At 58.8% G+C, this 17,335-nt stretch carries 12 protein-coding genes; 4 read left to right on the forward strand and 8 right to left on the reverse strand.

Annotated elements, in window-relative coordinates:
• Positions 1-303 precede the first annotated feature (303 nt).
• Positions 304-1,809: a diadenylate cyclase gene (locus tag AB3175_RS08215; protein WP_367360454.1), complete on the forward strand. Its 1,506-nt coding sequence runs from the start codon at positions 304-306 to the stop codon at positions 1,807-1,809.
• Complete coding sequence (corA, locus tag AB3175_RS08220) at positions 1,796-2,863, forward strand: magnesium/cobalt transporter CorA (protein ID WP_367360455.1); 1,068 nt, start codon at positions 1,796-1,798, stop codon at positions 2,861-2,863. Before AB3175_RS08215 ends, corA begins: the two co-directional genes overlap by 14 nt.
• 84 nt (positions 2,864-2,947) lie before the next feature.
• Here corA and AB3175_RS08225 read toward each other — a convergent pair whose 3' ends face one another.
• From AB3175_RS08225 to AB3175_RS08260, 8 genes are all read right to left on the reverse strand, one after another.
• Complete coding sequence (locus AB3175_RS08225) at positions 2,948-3,205, reverse strand: hypothetical protein (protein WP_367360456.1); 258 nt, start codon at positions 3,203-3,205, stop codon at positions 2,948-2,950.
• 22 nt (positions 3,206-3,227) lie between these two features.
• Positions 3,228-4,685, reverse strand: a complete 1,458-nt coding sequence (locus tag AB3175_RS08230) for an aldehyde dehydrogenase family protein (RefSeq protein WP_367360457.1) — start codon at positions 4,683-4,685, stop codon at positions 3,228-3,230.
• A 66-nt stretch (positions 4,686-4,751) separates the two neighbouring features.
• The gene (gene gatB / locus AB3175_RS08235) at positions 4,752-6,188 is read right to left on the reverse strand and encodes an Asp-tRNA(Asn)/Glu-tRNA(Gln) amidotransferase subunit GatB (protein WP_367360458.1); all 1,437 of its coding nucleotides are present in this window, start codon (positions 6,186-6,188) and stop codon (positions 4,752-4,754) included.
• 2 nt (positions 6,189-6,190) lie between these two features.
• Complete coding sequence (locus tag AB3175_RS08240) at positions 6,191-7,390, reverse strand: amidase family protein (RefSeq protein ID WP_367360459.1); 1,200 nt, start codon at positions 7,388-7,390, stop codon at positions 6,191-6,193.
• Positions 7,391-7,404: 14 nt separating this feature from the next.
• Positions 7,405-9,522 (reverse strand): aspartate--tRNA ligase, encoded by a 2,118-nt coding sequence (gene aspS / locus AB3175_RS08245; RefSeq protein WP_367360460.1) that lies wholly within the window; start codon positions 9,520-9,522, stop codon positions 7,405-7,407.
• Between the two features lie 143 nt (positions 9,523-9,665).
• Positions 9,666-11,108, reverse strand: a complete 1,443-nt coding sequence (locus tag AB3175_RS08250; RefSeq protein ID WP_367360461.1) for an ATP-binding cassette domain-containing protein — start codon at positions 11,106-11,108, stop codon at positions 9,666-9,668.
• Positions 11,109-11,258: 150 nt separating this feature from the next.
• A complete protein-coding gene (locus AB3175_RS08255; RefSeq protein WP_367360462.1) occupies positions 11,259-12,632 on the reverse strand; it encodes a sigma-54-dependent transcriptional regulator in 1,374 nt (457 codons plus the stop codon).
• 20 nt (positions 12,633-12,652) lie between these two features.
• Positions 12,653-14,443, reverse strand: a complete 1,791-nt coding sequence (locus tag AB3175_RS08260) for a PAS domain-containing sensor histidine kinase (protein WP_367360463.1) — start codon at positions 14,441-14,443, stop codon at positions 12,653-12,655.
• 845 nt (positions 14,444-15,288) lie between these two features.
• Here AB3175_RS08260 and AB3175_RS08265 point away from each other — a divergent pair.
• Positions 15,289-16,626: an amidohydrolase gene (locus AB3175_RS08265; RefSeq protein ID WP_367360464.1), complete on the forward strand. Its 1,338-nt coding sequence runs from the start codon at positions 15,289-15,291 to the stop codon at positions 16,624-16,626.
• 462 nt (positions 16,627-17,088) lie between these two features.
• Positions 17,089-17,335: neutral zinc metallopeptidase (locus AB3175_RS08270; protein ID WP_367360465.1), on the forward strand; the 247-nt coding region annotated here is incomplete at its 3' end.

Below are 17,335 nucleotides of genomic sequence, written 5' to 3' on the forward strand. Positions count from 1 at the left end.
TGTTCTGAGGCCTGCCACCACCAGTTCATAGCGTATCGATTCGAATTCATCTTGTTCAACCCTTTCGGAAATCCTTCAATTCCTAAATGTCGTTGCTTTGTATCAGGAATGCTGAACTTTTGTCAAGGACAATTTTCTCTGTTCCCTAAAATTCCCCTTTGGTCATTCCTGCAGGCCTGCTGAAGAATTCTTTCGATAATTCAGTATGTTCTTGACACGATCCGGAAGCTTTTCATATAAAGAAACCTCCTAAAGAATGCACCTGGAAGTTTGCCGGACTCTCGGAACGAAAAGAAGGTTACTATGCTGTCTCGCATCTGGTCGATGCTCAAAAGTATTCAGATTCAGGATGTCCTTGACATCGCGATCATCGCCATCATGATCTCTGCGTTGCTGGTCTGGTTCAAGGATCGGGCGTCGCGATTCGTCCTCTTAGGTATCGGTGTCCTCGGCGTCATCTACATGCTGGCCCGCCTTTTCCAGCTCTACCTCACCACGCTCGTTCTCCAGGGGTTTTTTGCCAGCCTGCTCTTCGTCCTTGTCGTCATCTTCCAGGAAGACCTGCGCCGTTTCTTCGAACGTCTTGCCCTCTGGGGACGCTTTAAAATCAATCTTCGAGAAAAAGCCGGCGCGACGTCACCGGCGGAGGTCATCGCCTATACCGCAGACAATCTCGCCCGCCAGCGCATCGGCGCCCTGATCGTCATCGCCGGCAAGGATCCCCTGGACAGGCATCTCACCGGGGGCGTCCGCCTGGATGGCCTGCTCAGCGAAACACTCCTCGACAGCATTTTTGACCCTCATTCCAGGGGGCATGACGGAGCGGTTGTGATTCGCGACAATCGCGTCGAACAGTTCGGCTGCCATCTCCCCCTGACAAGCAACATCCACCCCAAGCGCCGCTACGGACTGCGACACACGGCCGCCATCGGCCTGTCTGAACGTTCCGATGCCCTTTGCGTCGTCGTTTCAGAGGAACGGGGCGTCGTGTCCGTTGCCCGGAGAGAGAAATTAACCGGGGTTGACAATGCGGCGGAGCTGAGAAACATTCTCGAAAATTTCTACGCTCAAAACGCACCCGCCCGGCCCCATCACCCGTTCCTGGCCTGGCTGAAGAAGAACCCCAAGGAAAAAGCCGTTGCCTTCGCGCTTGCCTTTATTTTCTGGCTTTCCTTCGGTTACCAAAGGGATTCGGTCCGAAGGGATTATTCCGTACCCATCGAGTATGTCAATCTCGCGCCCGACCGCATCCTGGAAGGCTCCCGCACAACCGAAGCCATGGTTTCCCTGACGGGATCTTCCCAGACGTTCCGGCTCCTGAGCCCGAACAAGCTTCGGGTTTCAATTGATCTTGATAACATCGAAACCGGCCGACACGACATACCCCTGACCGGGAGCATGGTCACCCTGCCGATCGGCCTGACGGTCAACAACATCAAGCCGGAGCACATAGCGATAACGGTATCACGGGTTGTTGAGGCCGATGTGCCCATCGAGGCCGTCATCAACTCACCCCCTCCCGGCTGGACGCTCCAGCGGACGCTGATCTCCCCACCCTTCGTCAGGATCCTCTTTCCCGACAGGCTGCGGTCCAAGCGGCTTCGAATCAAGACGGAGCCGATCCAGGTCCAGCCTACGGCAGATTTGCAGATCTTCGACGCCAAACTTGTTTTGCCGGCGGATGTTCACATGGAAGACGGCAAAACGCCCAAAGTGACGGTCACGGTAAGACTGACCAGGAACGTTTCGGACTCCTCCTCACATTCCCGGGAACCTTCTCAAGCGGAACTGGAACATGACTCGAACTAAAAAATCCCGCTCGGCCAAAGTCGGCCTGCCACCGGGCTCTCTCGTTCAGGTCGGGGAAAAGCTCACAGACATGTTCAATATATTCCTGGTCTATTATGACGAAGAATCCCTTCAGGAAATGGAGATCCGCAAGATAGCCGGTTGTTCAACCTTCCTCAGAAAAACCGGCGTAACCTGGATCCATGTTCAGGGCATGCCGGAAATCCCCGTTCTGGAAGAACTCGGCCTGCACTTCGGCCTCCATCCCCTCACCCTGGAGGACATTCTGAATACGGACCAGCGGCCGAAGACGGAAGATTACGGGGACTACCTCTTTATTGTGCTGAAGATGTTTTACAATGCCGGCTCCAGCAGGGAGGGCCTCCAGTCGGAGCAGATCAGCATCCTGTTCGGCTCCAATTTCGTCCTTTCCTTCGAGGAAAAAGAAACCGACACCTTTGAAGCGATCCGGGAACGACTCCGCAGCGTCAACGGACGGCTGAGAAAGAGCGCCGCAGATTACCTGGCCCACGCCCTCGTAGACGCCGTGGTGGATCACTACTTCCTGATCCTCGAACATATGGGCGAGAGAATCGAACAGTTGGAAGAAGAACTGGTAACAACCCCTTCGGCGGGATTCCTCAATGCCCTTCAGGGATTAAAGAAGGAAATGATCCTTCTGAGAAAATCCCTCTGGCCCCTGCGGGAAATGATCACCAGCCTGGAGCGCTCCGAATCTCCCCTCATCAGCAAGTCCTCCATGCTTTATTTCCGGGACATTTATGATCACACCATCCACATCATCGACACCCTGGAAACCTACCGGGACATGCTGTCCGGTATTCTGGACATTTATCTGTCCAGCATCAGCAACCGGATGAACGAAATTATGAAGGTCCTGACCGTCATCGCGACGCTCTTTATGCCTCTGACCTTCATTGCAGGAATTTACGGGATGAACTTCAAGTATATGCCCGAGTTGGAGTGGCGCTGGGGCTACGCCATGGTCTGGGTTTTTCTGCTGGCCACTGCGGCAGGAATGCTGCTGTATTTCCGCAAAAGGAACTGGTGGTAGGGGGCGGAACAGTGAGCAGGGCTATCGGGGAAAAGGCGCCCCCCCACGGGTGGGGGGACGCAGCGGATCGGCGTCCATCGGGTATCAGGATTCAAAAACCATCTTCTGGACCTGCAGTCCCGGGACCGCCCTCAGATTCTTTTCGAGATCATTACAGGCGCCTTCATCCCCGAAAAGTTCAAGAAGAAGCAGTCCGGAGGTTGAACACGTCTTTTCGTCCACTTCATGGAGACCGAGTCTTGTCTTGATGCTGCATCCATATTCGGTGAGCACTTTCTGAACCTGCTGTGCGTTCGCAACGCGGTTTGTAACGAGAATCCCGATTACGGTTCTGTTTGCCATGACTATCCTCCTCAATAAAAAATTACGCCTTTCCGACGCTTACACCTTCTCGACGGAAGCCGATCAGGGCCTTGGGCTCGAGAAACGCCTCGAAGCCGAAGTCGCCGCATTCGCGGCCGTTTCCCGACCGCTTGAAACCGCCGAAGGGCGCCGCCAGATCCATGAGGTCCAGCCCCGAGCCGTTGAGGGTGACCTGTCCGGCGGGAATGCGGTCGGCAAGGACGCGCAGCTCATCCATATCCCCTCCCTGGATGTAGGCGGCCAATCCGTACTCCGTGTCACTGGCCAGTTCAATGGCCTGCTCGACCGTGTCGTACCCCTGGATGACCAGCACCGGCCCGAAGATCTCCTCGCGCACGATGGTCATGTCCGGTGATGTGTCGGCAAAAACCGTCGGCTTCACATAATAACCCCTGTCGAACCCTTTGACCCGTCCCGGCCCGCCCGCCACGACGGTCGCCCCTTCGGCAATGCCTTTCTCGATGTACGCCTGGATCCGCTCATACTGATTTCCATTGACCACCGGCCCCATGAAGGCCCTGCTGTCCGGCGGGCCGGGCTGAAGCTTCTCCACCGCCTCCCTGGCGGCCTCTTTCACCTCTTCCATGCGGTCATTCGGCACGATCATGCGAGACGGGGCCGAGCAGGTCTGGCCGGCATTGAACATCAGCCCCCTCACACCACGCTCCACGGCGCCGGGAAAATCCGCAGACGGCAGGAGAATGTTCGGGCTCTTGCCGCCGAGCTCCTGATGGACCCGTTTCACGGTGTCGGCTGCGTTGCGCGCCACGTCGACGCCGGCCCGGGTCGATCCGGTGATGGAGACCATATCGATGCCGGGATGACTGGAGAGAGCCGTACCGACTGTTGGACCATCGCCGTAAATCATGTTGAACACGCCGGGGGGGACCCCGGCATTGTGCAGCAGCTCGGCGATAACCTGAGCGGAGAAGGGCGAATATTCCGACGGCTTCAATATGACGGAACAGCCCGTTGCAAGCGCCGGAAGCACCTTTGTCATAACCGTCACGGCAGGCCAGTTCCACGGGGTGATCAGGCCGCAGACACCGATCGGGGTCAGTCGCACCAGGGTGGTGCCCCGCAGCCTGTCGAATTCAAAGGTCCTGAGCGTCTCCACGGCGATCCGGGCATGGTGTAGAGCCCCGGCGATGTGCGCCTGCCGTGAGACCCATTTCAACGCACCCATCTCCTCGCTGACGGCCTCGCATAATTCGTCATAACGCTGCTGAATGCCGTCAACGATCCGCTCCAGCAGGGCCAGCCTCTCCTCCCGCGGCGTACGGGAATAGCTCACAAACGCCTTGCGGGCCGCAGAAACGGCGCGATCGACATCTTCTTTCTCCCCGAGACGAATTCGGCCGGCAATCTCTTCTGTTGCAGGGTTGACGACGTCGAAGGTGCCGTGTCCGCTCGGCTCAACCCACCGGCCGGCCACGTAAAACGTGAGGTGATTTCTCATGGATCTGCTCCTTTGCCGGAATATTCCGCCGCGGCCGAAGGGTCCGTCACGATGGGGACCTGCCGCCTATGAGGCGGCACCCAGTTTTTTGGCAAGCAACTCCCGTATGATCTTCGGATTGGCCTTCCCGCCGGAGGCCTGCATCACCCGGCCGATGAGAAATCCCATGGCTTTGCCCTGTCCGCGCCGGAAATCGGCAACAGCCTCCGCCTGTTCCTCCAGCACCCCGTCGATCATGGCGTCCAAGGCGTTTGGATCGGATACCTGCCGGAATCCAAGGGCCCCCACGATTTCTTCCGGCGCTTCATCGCCGTCGAAGAGGCGGACAAGCACCTCCCGTGCGGCGTTGGCGTTGATTTCATCCCTGGAGAGCATGTTGAGCAGCGCGGCAAAGCGGGCCGGCGTCACCGGCGTACCGGCCAGCTCCTGACACCGCTCTCTGACGGCGGGCGCCAGCTGCGTAGTCAGCCAGTGCATGGCCGTGCGCGGCGCGATTCCTTGATCGATCAACGCGTCGAAGTAGTTTGAAACCTCCGGGTCCGAACTCATGAAGGTCGCCTCTTCTCCGGTGAGGCCGTACTGCGCAACAAAACGCTCGGCCCGCTCGGCAGGCATTTCCGGAAGACGCGAACGCATCGCTTCGATCCATTCCCCTGACAGTTCAATGACCGGCACCGTGGGGTCCGGAACGCAGGGGCCCTCAAACTTCCCCCGCATCGCAAGGGTGACTTTCTTTTCCGGATCCCAGAGGCGGGTGTGGAGGGTCACCGCCTCTCCCGCCTGCACGGCCGCACTCTGGCGGCTGATCTCGTAGGCGATGGCATCGCCCACGTGGCGGATGGAATTCATATTTTTCACTTCCACCTTGGTGTTCATCTGGCCCGTCCCCCGGGGACGGATGGAAATGTTCGCATCGACGCGCATCGTGCCGTTTTCCATGCTGCACTCGGAAGACCCGATATAACGGACCCGTGTGCGCAGCGCCTTGAGGAATTCCATCGCCTGATGGGGCGTATGAAAGTCCGGTTCCGTGACGATCTCGACCAGGGGCGCGCCGGCGCGGTTGAAATCCACCAGGCTGATGGGAGACCGCCCTTCCATTTCATGGACCAGCTTGGCGACATCCTCCTCCATGTGGATATGATGAATGCGAAGTTTGCTGGGTTTGCCTTCTTCGTCCGTGATGGTGACGGTTCCGCCGCGCGAAAGGGGAAGATGCGCCTGGGAGAGCTGGTAGCCCTTGGGAAGATCCGGATAGTAGTACACCTTCTGGTCAAAGGCGCTTCTGGGCTGAAGATCCGCCCCAAGCCCCAGGCACAGAAGAGAAGCCTTTTCAACGGCCTCACGGCTCAGACGGGGAACGGCACCGGGAAGCCACAGGCAGGTGGGGCAGATATTGGTGTTGGGTTCGTCGCCGGGGCGGTTGGGGCAGTCGCAGAACAATTTCGTTGCGCAATTGAGTTCAACATGAATTTCCAATCCGATGACCGCTTCAAATTCCATTGCTAGTTACCTCCCTTGCCCATGGTCAGAAGATGCCCGCCCAGGTCGAGGAGACGCGCGTCGCTGAGCCTCGGGGCAACCAGTTGAACCCCCGGCTGATCTTCGCCCGTGGCCGATGGAAGGTACAACACGGGCTGACCGGTTACATTGGCGAAAGCCGTCAGGGAAAACCGGGCGTAGAGGTCGGTTATCGACGCCGGGTCACCGGATGAGGCGCCGCTCACAGCCGGCAGGACCAGGAAGTCCACCTGCGACAGAATTCCAGCCATCTCCTTGACCAGACGGGCGCGGATGCGGCAGGCGTTTTCATAGGCGTCGTAGCGCTCAAACTGGAAAAAGGCGCCCTGAAACAGATAGCTCTTCACCAGCGGTCCAAAGGCCGCGCCGCGTGAGAGGAGATACATCTCGTTCCAGTTTCTGGCCCCCGGGATGCGCTGACCGTAACGGACCGAGTCGTAGCGCCCGGCACAGGAAGAGGCTTCCACGGAACCGACGATGTTATGGACAAGCGAAAACAGGGGAAATTCCGGCAGGGAGATCTCCCGTATGGCAAAGCCCGCCCGATTCAGATCTTCCACGGAGGCGCTGAAGGCGTCCTTATGCCCGCCGTTCAATTCGCCCTGAGCTTCGGCAAGAACGCCGACGGTCGTCGTCTGCGGGTCCACCGGCCGGGGGGAAAAATCCGGGATCTCCTCTCCGGGAAGGGAAAAATCCCTGTCGTCCGGTCCGGCCACGGCCTTGAGAATCTCCCGAAGAGTCTCCAGGCTTCCGGAAAGGAGCCCGCAGCATTCCATGGACGGGATCAAACCGACCACACCGAAGCGGGACACCAGGCCGTAGCTCGGTTTGAAACCGCAGCAGGCTGCGCGCGAAGCGGCCAGGCGGCTCTCTCCCGTCAGGTCTAACACAAGCTCGGCATCGGCTTCCCTACGGGAAATTGCCTCGCCGGCCCTGCTTCCCTCCAGGCCGAAGCCGAATTCGCTCATGCGCGTTGACCCGCACAACGAGGCCCCGGCCTGACGGAGCCGCTGCACAAGGGTTGCGTCCTCCAGCGCCGTAAAATTGGCAAGGGCCTTTGAACCTGCGTCTGTCGGCCAGGATGCCACGGAAATGTTCGGCTGAATCGCAATGTTCACCCCCTGTAACGGACCGCCCCCGGAAAGGCTGTTTTCAGGACTGCGATAGAAAAATATTGAATCCATTCAAATGTCTCCCCTTATTCCAGAATGCTGGCCACCTTGAAGTAATTCCCCTTGACCGCCGGCGCGCTCTTGAGCAGCTGGTCCCGGGAAAGAGCGGATTGCCCTTCGACGGTTCCCGGCCGCATACGGTTGGCTGCGGGGGCGACGGTCGCCATCGGCTCCTCAGCCCCCGCCTTGTCAGCGGCAAGCGACGCCAGCTCGTCGGCCTGAGACAGGACCTTCTCCAACTGCGGACGCTCCTCCGCGGCAATGCCGATTCGCGAGACCCAGGACAGGTGATCGATCCTGTTTTCCCCTTCGGCTGTTCCCGGCAGAACATCCCGGCCTCCGAGATTCAGAAGCCCCAGTTCAGCCAGCTGTTCATTCTTGACCGCAGAAGGTGCACCGGTCAGAGGGCAGACGGCACGGCGGTTTTTAGGAAAGGCGATCACTTCGCGGATGGACGGGGTTTGCAGAATCATCGACACGGTGCGGTCCATGCCCAGCGCCAGGCCGCCGTGGGGAGGCGGACCGAAATCGAAGGCCCGCAGGAAAAAGCCGAATTTTTCCCTGGTCTCTTCTTCACTCAGCCCAAGGGCGGCAAAGATCTTTTTCTGCAGGCTGCGGTCGCTGATGCGGATGCTGCCGCCGCCGAGCTCCTCGCCGTTCATGACGAGGTCATAGGCCCGTGAACGCAGCTTCAACAGCTCCTCAACATTTTTCGGATCGAAATCGGTGCACTCCGGAGCGGTGAAGGGATGGTGGCTCGAGGTGACGCCCCCTTCCCCGTCCTCCTCAAACAGGGGGAACTCTGTAATCCAGACCGGAGAGAAGCTGCCGGCGGGGATGATCCCCAGCCGATTCGCCAGGTGCAGGCGCAGTTGGCCGAGTACGGATGTCACAACGCGGTAGGAGGGGTCGGCAATCATGATCAGAACGTCCCCGTCTTCAACGTCAAATCTCCTGCGCAACGCCTCCAGCTCGTCGGTGCTGAAAAACTGGACAATATTGGACTCAAGCTTACCCCCTTCGGCGCGCATCCAGGTCATGCCCTTGGCGCCGAAGGACGGCACGATCTCCCTGGCATACTCGTTCTGCAGGACATTCTTGCTGAGCCTTTCGGACTGGCCCTTGATGTTGATGCCCTTGATGCAGCCGCCACGCTGCAGAATCTGGCGGAAGATCGAATAATTCGTTGAGGAAAAAAGATCCGTCACATCAACAAACCGAAGGCCGAAGCGCAGGTCGGGCCGGTCGGATCCCGTTGAGTCCATCGCTTGAGCATAGGTCATGCGGGCGAAGGGTCGGGCCAGGGCGATACCGCCGACGGCGAACATCCGGACGGTCAGCTCTTCGATCAGATCATAGAGAAATTCCTCATCGATGAAAGAGGCTTCGATGTCCAGCTGGGTGAATTCCGGCTGCCGGTTGGGGCGGAGGTCTTCATCGCGGAAGCAGCGCGCCAGCTGAAAGTAGCGCTCCATGCCGCCGATCATGAGGAGTTGCTTGAAGAGCTGCGGCGACTGGGGCAGCGCGTAAAAATTCTTCGGATGGATGCGGCTCGGCACCAGGTAGTCACGGGCGCCTTCGGGCGTGCTCATGGTCAGCACCGGCGTCTCAATTTCCAGGAACCCCCGCGAATCGAGAAATTCCCGGACGCATTGAAAGATGCGGTGCCTTGCAACCAGGTTGTCCCGCATCGAAGGGCGGCGGATATCCAGGTACCGGTACTGGAGGCGCAGATCCTCGGCCACGCTTTCCGCACCCGCTGACTGGGCGCCCGCCACCATGGCCTTTTCGGAAACGGCAAAGGGCGGCGCATCCGACTCCGACAGCACGGTCAATTCCGTGACCAGCACTTCGAGATTTCCCGTTTCGATATGGGGATTTTCCGTCCCTTCAAGCCTCTTTCTCACCTCGCCGCTGACGGTGATGCAGTATTCGGAACGCAGCGCCGCCGCACCCCGGCAGACGTCGCTGAGCGCGACTTCCGGGCTGAACACGATCTGCACAATGCCGCTCCGGTCACGAAGGTGGATAAAAATCAACCCCCCGTGATCCCGGGATGCATCCACCCATCCGGCAAGAAGCACCCTGCGGCCCACATCCTCCAGGGTCAGCTGCCCGCAAAAGACGCGCTGGGAATAAAACATGAGAAAAGTCCTTTCTTATTCAACGATTAAGGTACGGAAGCACGAATGTGTACCGTGAAGGATATCAAAACTGATCCGATGTTTCAACATTTTAGCGAGGAAGGCCGGTCGCGATCGCCCCTTTTCCCCTTCGCGCCACCCGTTCAACGCTTTCCACCAAGATCGAGGACATGCTGGATGCAGGGGATCATCTCCGTTTCATGGTGCGTGACATAGATCATTGCCGTCACGTGCCGTCGGCCGATCTCTTCCATCAGCGCCAGGACCATGTCCCGATTCGATGGATCCAGCCCCTGGCAGGGTTCGTCCAGGATGAGCAGCTCCGGGGATTTGATCATGGCCCGTGCGACAAGGACCAGGCGCTTCTCCCCGTAGGAGAGCTGGTTGAAGGGCTTGTCGGCCCGGTCTTCCATGCCGATGCAGGCAAGCCAGGAGTCGGCCAGGGCTTTCTGCTCCGCGTCCACCTTGCGGTACAGGCCGATGGAGTCAAAAAGCCCGGAGAGGAGCACCTCCCGGACATCAACGGGTTTGCGGTAGCGGAGCTGCAGCTCGGGTGAAACCAGGCCGATCCTCCGCCGTATCTCCCAGATGCTCTCGCCGCCCCCTCTTTTGTGGCCGAAGAGCCTGACCTCGTTGGCATAAACCTGGAGGTTATCCCCGGTGATCAGGGCCAGCAGGGTTGTTTTTCCAGAGCCGTTGGGTCCGACGACGGCCCAGTTCTCTCCACGCCGGACGCTCCAGTTCAGCCGGTCCAGGACGACAACTTCGCCGAAAGCGACATGAACGTTCCTCATCTCAACCAGGATGTCCGCAGCCGGTTCCGCCTTGCGGGCCGCTGTCGGGATCGGCCGGGGCAAGGACCTCGGAGAGATTCCTCTTTCGGAAAAGAGCTTCAACTTCTCCGTCGTACCGAGTTCTTCACGCTTTCCCGCTCCGGCGACACGGCCGTCCCGGATCACCAGGACGTGGGATATGCCGGGGATAATTTCTTCCGGGCGCTGTGTGATCAGCAGGATCTGCGTCCCCGTTGACATGAGCGCGGAGATCGCCCGGCCCAGGGATTCCCGGCTTGCCGCATCAAGACCTGCAAACGGCTCGTCCAGGATCAGAAGTTTCGGATGAGAACGCAGGGCCCGGGTGATCAGGACTTTTCGGATCTCCCCGTTGGAGAGAACCCGGATGCTCCGGCCCAGCAGGCAGCGGACACCCAGGAGGTCGTCGAAGGGTTCCACAGAGGCCCCATCCATGTCCCCGATTCCCAGCACCTCTCCGGCGGTCAGGCCACAGGCCTTCCCGCTGAATGCCTGGAAATCCTCCAACCGGGCTTCACGCAGCAGGATTTCCTCCTGAAGTTCAAAGGACAGGTAGCCGATCCTCTCCCCGGCCACCTCCGGTGCATGGCGGATCAGCTCCCCCCGTACGATCGGCACATCTCCCTTGATCGCCCGCGCCAGAACGGATTTCCCCGATCCGTTCGCCCCGAGGATCGCCCAGTTCTGGCCCGTGCGGATTTCCCAGCATGTACCGGGCAGAAGCAGAACGTCCCTTCTCCGGAGTGTTACCTCCCGAAGGGTGAGGAGCGGCATGTCCCTTTCTTCGCGCCTTTGGTCCATAGGCAGGCCTTTATGGATCGTACCGGAAGCCGTCGGTTATTTCCAAAGGCGGAAAGGACTGCCGCCTGGAAGTTTCTCATAAAAAACCCGCCTTTTGTTGCGGGTCCGGGCAAGGGAGCCCGTTCAGGATTTCAATCCGTACTTCTTCAGCTTATAGCGGAGCATCCGTTCGCTCAGCCCCAGCATCTCCGCGGCCCTGGTCTGGTGGTCGCCCGTTTTCTCCATGGCCTCCTTGATCATCTGCCTTTCAAGCTGTTCCATGGCGCTGCGGAGCCTGCCGTCCCCCTCTTCCGGCATGCCTCCGCCGGACGAGGCGGCCATCGCCTCTTCCCGGAAAGGCAGGTCCTCCAGGGAAAGGACTTCATTCCTGGCGATGACCACGGCCCGCTCGATGATGTTTTCCAGCTCCCGGACGTTTCCGGGATAGTCGTATTTCATGAGAAGGTCCCTGGCCTCGCTGCTGATGCCCACGATGTCCTTGCCGTTTTCCGCGGCAAAGCGCTTCAGGAAGTGATCGATGAGGGCGGGAATGTCCTCCCGGCGCTCTCTGAGGGGCGGAATGGACATGACCACCACATTGAGCCGATAAAAAAGGTCCTCACGGAATGTTCCCTCCTTGACCATCCCCTCCAGATCGCGGTTCGTGGCGCTGATGATCCGGACATCGGCGCGGATGTTCGTGTTTCCCCCGACGCGCTGGAATTCCCTCTCCTGGAGGAAGCGCAGAAGCTTGACCTGAACAGGCATCGTCAATTCCCCGATTTCATCGAGGAACAGGGTGCCGCCGTCCGCCTCTTCGAACCTCCCGATCCGCCGGGCCGACGCCCCGGTGAAGGCCCCTTTTTCGTGGCCGAAGAGTTCGCTTTCAATGAGGCTTTCAGGAAGGGCGCCGCAGTTGACCGTCACGATGGGCTTTGACGACCGCGGACTGAGCTGGTGGACCAGGCGGGCCAGCAGCTCCTTCCCTGTGCCGCTCTCACCCTGAAGAAGGATCGTGGCACGGCTCGAGGCGACCCGGGCGGCCATGCTGGTGAGGGCCGCCATTTTCTGGCTTCCGTAAATGATCGAGTCGGTCGTGACTCCCTGTTCCTTGAGCTGCCTGCGGAGGATCTCGTTCTCCCGCAGCAGGGTCCTCCGCTCCGCCACCCGGTCGAGAAGAAGCAGCAGTTCATCAAATTCGAGGGGCTTGGTGATGTAGTCCACCGCGCCGGCCTTCATGGCGTCCACGGCCGTTTCAATCGTCCCGTAGGCGGTGATGATCACCACATCCGTTTCCGGGTTGAGCCGCTTGACTTCCTGGAGGACCTGCATCCCGTCCATGCCGGGCATCTTATAATCCAGCAGGACCAGGTCAAAGGCCCCCGTTGTCATGGATTGCAGCGCTTCTTCTCCGCTGCCCGCTTCCTCAACGGTGTGGCCTTCTTTGCGCAGGAAATCACGGAGCATTTCCCGCTGTGACTGGCCGTCCTCGACGACGAGGATATTCAGACTCTTCATGGCAATCGATACCGCCCGTTCTATGTCCTGGCATTTGATGGATTCTCCGTCGTTCTTTCCGACGGGAGAATCACTTCAAAGGTCGTCCCTTCCTTTTCCCGGCTCAGGACACGGATCTCCCCGCCATGTCCGCGGATGATCTCGTGCGCAAGAGACAGGCCGAGCCCCAGCCCCTTCTGCTTGGTCGTATATTCCGGGTTGAAGATTTTTTCCACCTCTTCCGCCGTCATTCCGCAGCCCGTATCGGAGATGCGTATAATCCGGGAATTGCGGCCATCGGCATGGAGGGAAATCTCGATAGAGCCTTCTCCGGAGATCGACTCCATGGCGTTCTTCACGAGGTTGAACAGCGCCTGCTGGAGCTTATCCACATCCATGGGAATGATTTCAGGGTCGTCGCTCCAATCCGTTTTCAGAACAATTCCCCGGAAGGCGGCCTCCTCCCGGATCAGGTCCGTCATCTTCCGGAGGATTTCGGTAATGGAGTAATCGCGCATTTCCAGCCGGCGGCTCTTGGAAAAGGTGAGAAACTCTTCGATAATCCCGTTCAAGCGCCGAATTTCATCCCGGATGACGCCGGCCATATTCTGGAACTCCGCCGCTTTCTCCGGATCCGCCGGCATGAATTCCCGTTTGAGCCGCTGGCTGGCCATGCTGATGGCGTTGAGGGGATTGCGGATTTCATGGGCCACCCCGGCAGCCAACTGGCCGAGGGAGGACAGCCGCTCCGCCTTTTCCAGGCGCCGCTCCATTTCGATAATCCCGGCCAGGTGGCGGTTCTGGTTCTGATAGAGCAGCCACATGGCGAGGATCGCAACGACAAGCGTAAAGAACAGGGAAAGAAACATGCTTCGGCGGTTTTCAGACAGGATTTTTTCGGCGCTTTCCCTTTTCAGGCCGATGCGGGCGACGCCGCCCACCCGGTCGCTGAGCTGAAAGGGCGCGGTAATATCGAGAATGGGCTGCTTTCCAAAGGTCATCTTCCGCGTTTCCATGCTTTTCCGGCCTGAGGAGACGCTGTGGAAGGCGGAGTCCAGATTCTTCCAGGGGCCGGGAAGCTTTCCCGCCTGGCCAAGCAGTTTTCCATCGTGATCCCTGATCACGAGATAGAGAAGTTCACGCCCCTCGCCAAGCTTTTCCATGGCCTTCTCAACAGAAACCCTCAGTGCCCAGTAGCGGATAGCGTCCCTCTTCAGGGCGATCACCACCGTGCCGCTGTCATCCGCCCGCCGAAGGGCCACAAAATTGATGTTCTGCTGCTGAAGGGAAGAGATCAGATTGGCGCCGCTGGATACGGCAGGAAACCGATCCTTTTCGCCGTTTCCGCTGACAGGGGATTGGACGTACTGGCCGGAAAAAACGATGCTCCCCGCCTTGTCGATGACCGCAATCAGCCAGAGATTCTCCCGTTCGGCAATGGCATGAAGATATTCGTTGCTGATTTGATCCGTCTGCCACTTTTCATCCACATCCCGACCGATGACGGCCAGGGCGGAGGTCAGCCAGTTTTCCGGAGAGAAAGATTCTTCCCGGAGAGGGGTAAAGGTGGGTGCATTTTCATGCTGGGCAGCCTGAATCAGGGTTTTCAGGTTGTCCTCCGCCATCTTCCGCACAACGCTTATCGTAGCCAGGCCCTGGTTTTCCATGAGCCCGGTGAGTGAACGGTCGCTTCGCCGGATGTCCATAATGCCCATGAACAGGAACAGGGCGATAAAAACGACGCAGGCGATCGCCACGGAAATGGGCTGCAGAAACGAACGCTCATGGCCGGACACGGAATCCTGCCAGATCACTTTTTCCTCATCTTTCATGTCATGTTTCCCGCTGACGGTCCCTGGAGGGGTCAGCCCTCCGGTATTTCAACTCCGCCACGATCGACATCTTAGGGTGATCCATCAAAAAGTCAACCCCTTAAAATCGGGGCATCCAGAGGGGGGGGGGGATGGACCATGAGAATCACGGGAAGCCTTGGGCAGCCGGAACAAACTGGAAAATCCGCAACGGGGCAATCGGCGCGGTGCTTTCGGCCGGCAAAGTTTCCAGCGAATTCCGGCCCGGAAGAGGCTGGAGCGGATCGGAAGCCCTGCGCTTGAAAGCGCCAGAACCGGCAGCAGGCTCGAGGCAGGGGAGAACCGGCGTAGATCGCCTGGAACATCGATGGGCCGCTTTCGACAATATTGTCGAAGGGCGACATAACGGGACACCGTTGCATCTTCTTGTTCTTTCATGGTTTTTTAAAAAGGCTGATCTCATCTGTCGACATTTCTTGCCTCTGGAAAAAAGCCTCTTTTTATCCGCCCCTGAACCAAACTAAAATATAAAATCGTCATTTCAATATGTTACAGAATTATCACGCAACTGGCACAATCGATGCTTTCTTTAACGACAAAAGACGAAAATCCGGCGAATTCAAACGGGCAGAAGGAGCCGGGTTCCATAACTGAGAAAGCAATCCCGAAATCGTCTTATCCTCCTGGACTGAAGGGGAGCAAAAAGCTCCCCTTCAGTCTTTTTGCATGGGCCAACAAATCCCCCTATCCCCCCTTGCATTTTTCCGGGGCCATTATCCCGTTGAAGGAACACTCCACTCCGTGCTAAATTCCTGCCACCCATTCCAACCGGAAGAGGTCTCGCACCTCTTCTCCAGAGGTCGTTGATGATAAAAACCGAACTGGATCTGCTGGTCTTCGGCAGTCTCCTCTTAACGATGTCGAGTCAGCAGGCCGTTGTCGAACACCCCGTCCTGGGCATCCGGGATGGAAAAATCGTTTTCGTCATGCCGAGAAAGGACTTCCAGGAAGGGGCCTATTGCGCAAAAAAAGTCCTGAACAGGCGCGATACCCTGATTATGCCCGGGCTGATCAATACCCATACCCACCTGGCCATGACCTGCTTCCGCGGCATGGCGGACGACCTCCCCCTGATGACCTGGCTTCATGAGCGCATCTTTCCCGCGGAAGCGCAGCATGTCAGCCCGCAGATGGTGTACGCCGGATCGCTCCTGGCCATGGCGGAGATGATCCTGTCCGGTACGACGACCTTCTGCGACAGCTACTTTTTCGTGGATTCCGTCGCCCGGGCAGCCATGGACGCGGGCATGCGGGCCGTTGTCTCCCAGGGATTCATCGATTTTCCCACACCGGACACCCCCGATCCGTCCCGGCAGCTGGACACCGTGGAACGGCTGATCGCCTCCTGGAAAGGCGCCTCGCCTCTGATCCAGCCCGCCCTCTTTTGCCACTCCCCCTACAGCTGCTCTCCGGAAACCCTTCTCCGGATCAAGGCGGCGGCCTCCCGGGAGAATCTTCTCTATATGCTTCACCTGTCCGAAACCCGCGAGGAGATTTCCCTGATTCAGGAGCGCTACGGCAGAAAGCCGGCGCTCTTTCTCCGCGATCTGGGAGTCCTCGATTCAGCGACCCTCGCCGTCCACTGCACGTGGCTCGACGAGGAAGAGATGGCGGTTCTCGCCGAATGCGGCGTCCGGGTTTCTCACGCCCCCCAGAGCAACATGAAGCTGGCCTCCGGAATCGCCCCCATCCCGGCAATGCAGGCCCGCGGGATTCCCGTCTCTCTCGGCACGGACGGCTCCGCCAGCAACAACGACCTGGACCTTTTCCGGGAAATGGACACGGCGGCCAAGATTCACAAGATCGCCACCCTGGACCCGACCGTCATGAAAGCCCGCCAGGTGGTCCAGATGGCCACCCTCGACGGCGCCAAGGCCCTGGGACTGGAGGAGCGGATCGGGTCCATCGAGGCCGGCAAGGCCGCCGATCTCATTATCCTTGATTTGAATCAGCCGCATCTGACGCCGATGTACGACCCCTTTTCCCACCTCGTCTATGCCGCAACCGGATCGGATGTGCTCACCTCCATCATCAACGGCAACGTTGTGATGGAAAACCGGGAACTCCGTCACCTGGACCTGGATGCCATCATGAAGGAGGTCAAAGCGATTGCGAAAAGAATCAAAAAGGGTCATCGTGACTAAGCCGGTCCTCATCGGCGGGCAACGCCCGCTTTTCCTCCCTTCAAGGAGAGGAATGGCCTTCACCACGGAGACTCAATTCAACGATGCTTTCCCGGGCCACATAAGACAGGAATGACGGCCCCCTCTTGCCCGTGCCGGAAGAGCGGCTTCGCATGGCCCCCGCACCGGAATGGATGGTGCGGGAAGGCATGACGCTGACACGAAATGTTCTGCTGAACAACCGGGACAGCCACAAAGGACCCCCATCCGGGGAAATTTCCTTGACATCACCAGAATCAGGAGTATGATGGAAGGTGTGCTAACTACCTGATTCATTTAACTTATAAGATACTTTGGATCAAGGAGCGCCAGGCCGGGGGCGGAGACATCTCAGCCCCCGGCACGGGCGGATGCAGGACGGGATCGTTCCCGGCGGATGAGCCGGTCCGGGAAGCCCGGCAATGAATTCAAGGGGGAGATGGAATGCGCTGGAGGGGCGAAAGACAAAGTGACAACGTTGAAGACCGTCGAGGCATGTCCCTTCCGCGCGGCGCCAAGGTGGGCGGCCTGAGCGGTCTGGGCATACTGGCGATTTTTGTGATCAGCATGTTGTTCGGCATTGACCCGTCCGCTGTCCTGCAGAACCTTTCGCAGCAGCAGCCTTCATCCGTCTCCGTTCCGCAGAGCGGTCAGACGGCTGGTAGTGACGACATGCGCGACTTTGTTGCCG

This window comes from Syntrophus sp. (in: bacteria) (assembly GCF_040768185.1).
GTDB lineage: Bacteria > Desulfobacterota > Syntrophia > Syntrophales > Syntrophaceae > Syntrophus > Syntrophus buswellii.

Bases quoted from the DNA above. Each gene is read 5' to 3' on its own strand.
- AB3175_RS08215 (WP_367360454.1), top strand. From the start codon at position 304: ATGCTGTCTCGCATCTGGTCGATGCTCAAAAGTATTCAGATTCAGGAT.
- corA (WP_367360455.1), top strand. From the start codon at position 1,796: ATGACTCGAACTAAAAAATCCCGCTCGGCCAAAGTCGGCCTGCCACCG.
- AB3175_RS08225 (WP_367360456.1), bottom strand. From the start codon at position 3,205: ATGGCAAACAGAACCGTAATCGGGATTCTCGTTACAAACCGCGTTGCG.
- AB3175_RS08230 (WP_367360457.1), bottom strand. From the start codon at position 4,685: ATGAGAAATCACCTCACGTTTTACGTGGCCGGCCGGTGGGTTGAGCCG.
- gatB (WP_367360458.1), bottom strand. From the start codon at position 6,188: ATGGAATTTGAAGCGGTCATCGGATTGGAAATTCATGTTGAACTCAAT.
- AB3175_RS08240 (WP_367360459.1), bottom strand. From the start codon at position 7,390: ATGGATTCAATATTTTTCTATCGCAGTCCTGAAAACAGCCTTTCCGGG.
- aspS (WP_367360460.1), bottom strand. From the start codon at position 9,522: ATGTTTTATTCCCAGCGCGTCTTTTGCGGGCAGCTGACCCTGGAGGAT.
- AB3175_RS08250 (WP_367360461.1), bottom strand. From the start codon at position 11,108: ATGCCGCTCCTCACCCTTCGGGAGGTAACACTCCGGAGAAGGGACGTT.
- AB3175_RS08255 (WP_367360462.1), bottom strand. From the start codon at position 12,632: ATGAAGAGTCTGAATATCCTCGTCGTCGAGGACGGCCAGTCACAGCGG.
- AB3175_RS08260 (WP_367360463.1), bottom strand. From the start codon at position 14,443: ATGAAAGATGAGGAAAAAGTGATCTGGCAGGATTCCGTGTCCGGCCAT.
- AB3175_RS08265 (WP_367360464.1), top strand. From the start codon at position 15,289: ATGATAAAAACCGAACTGGATCTGCTGGTCTTCGGCAGTCTCCTCTTA.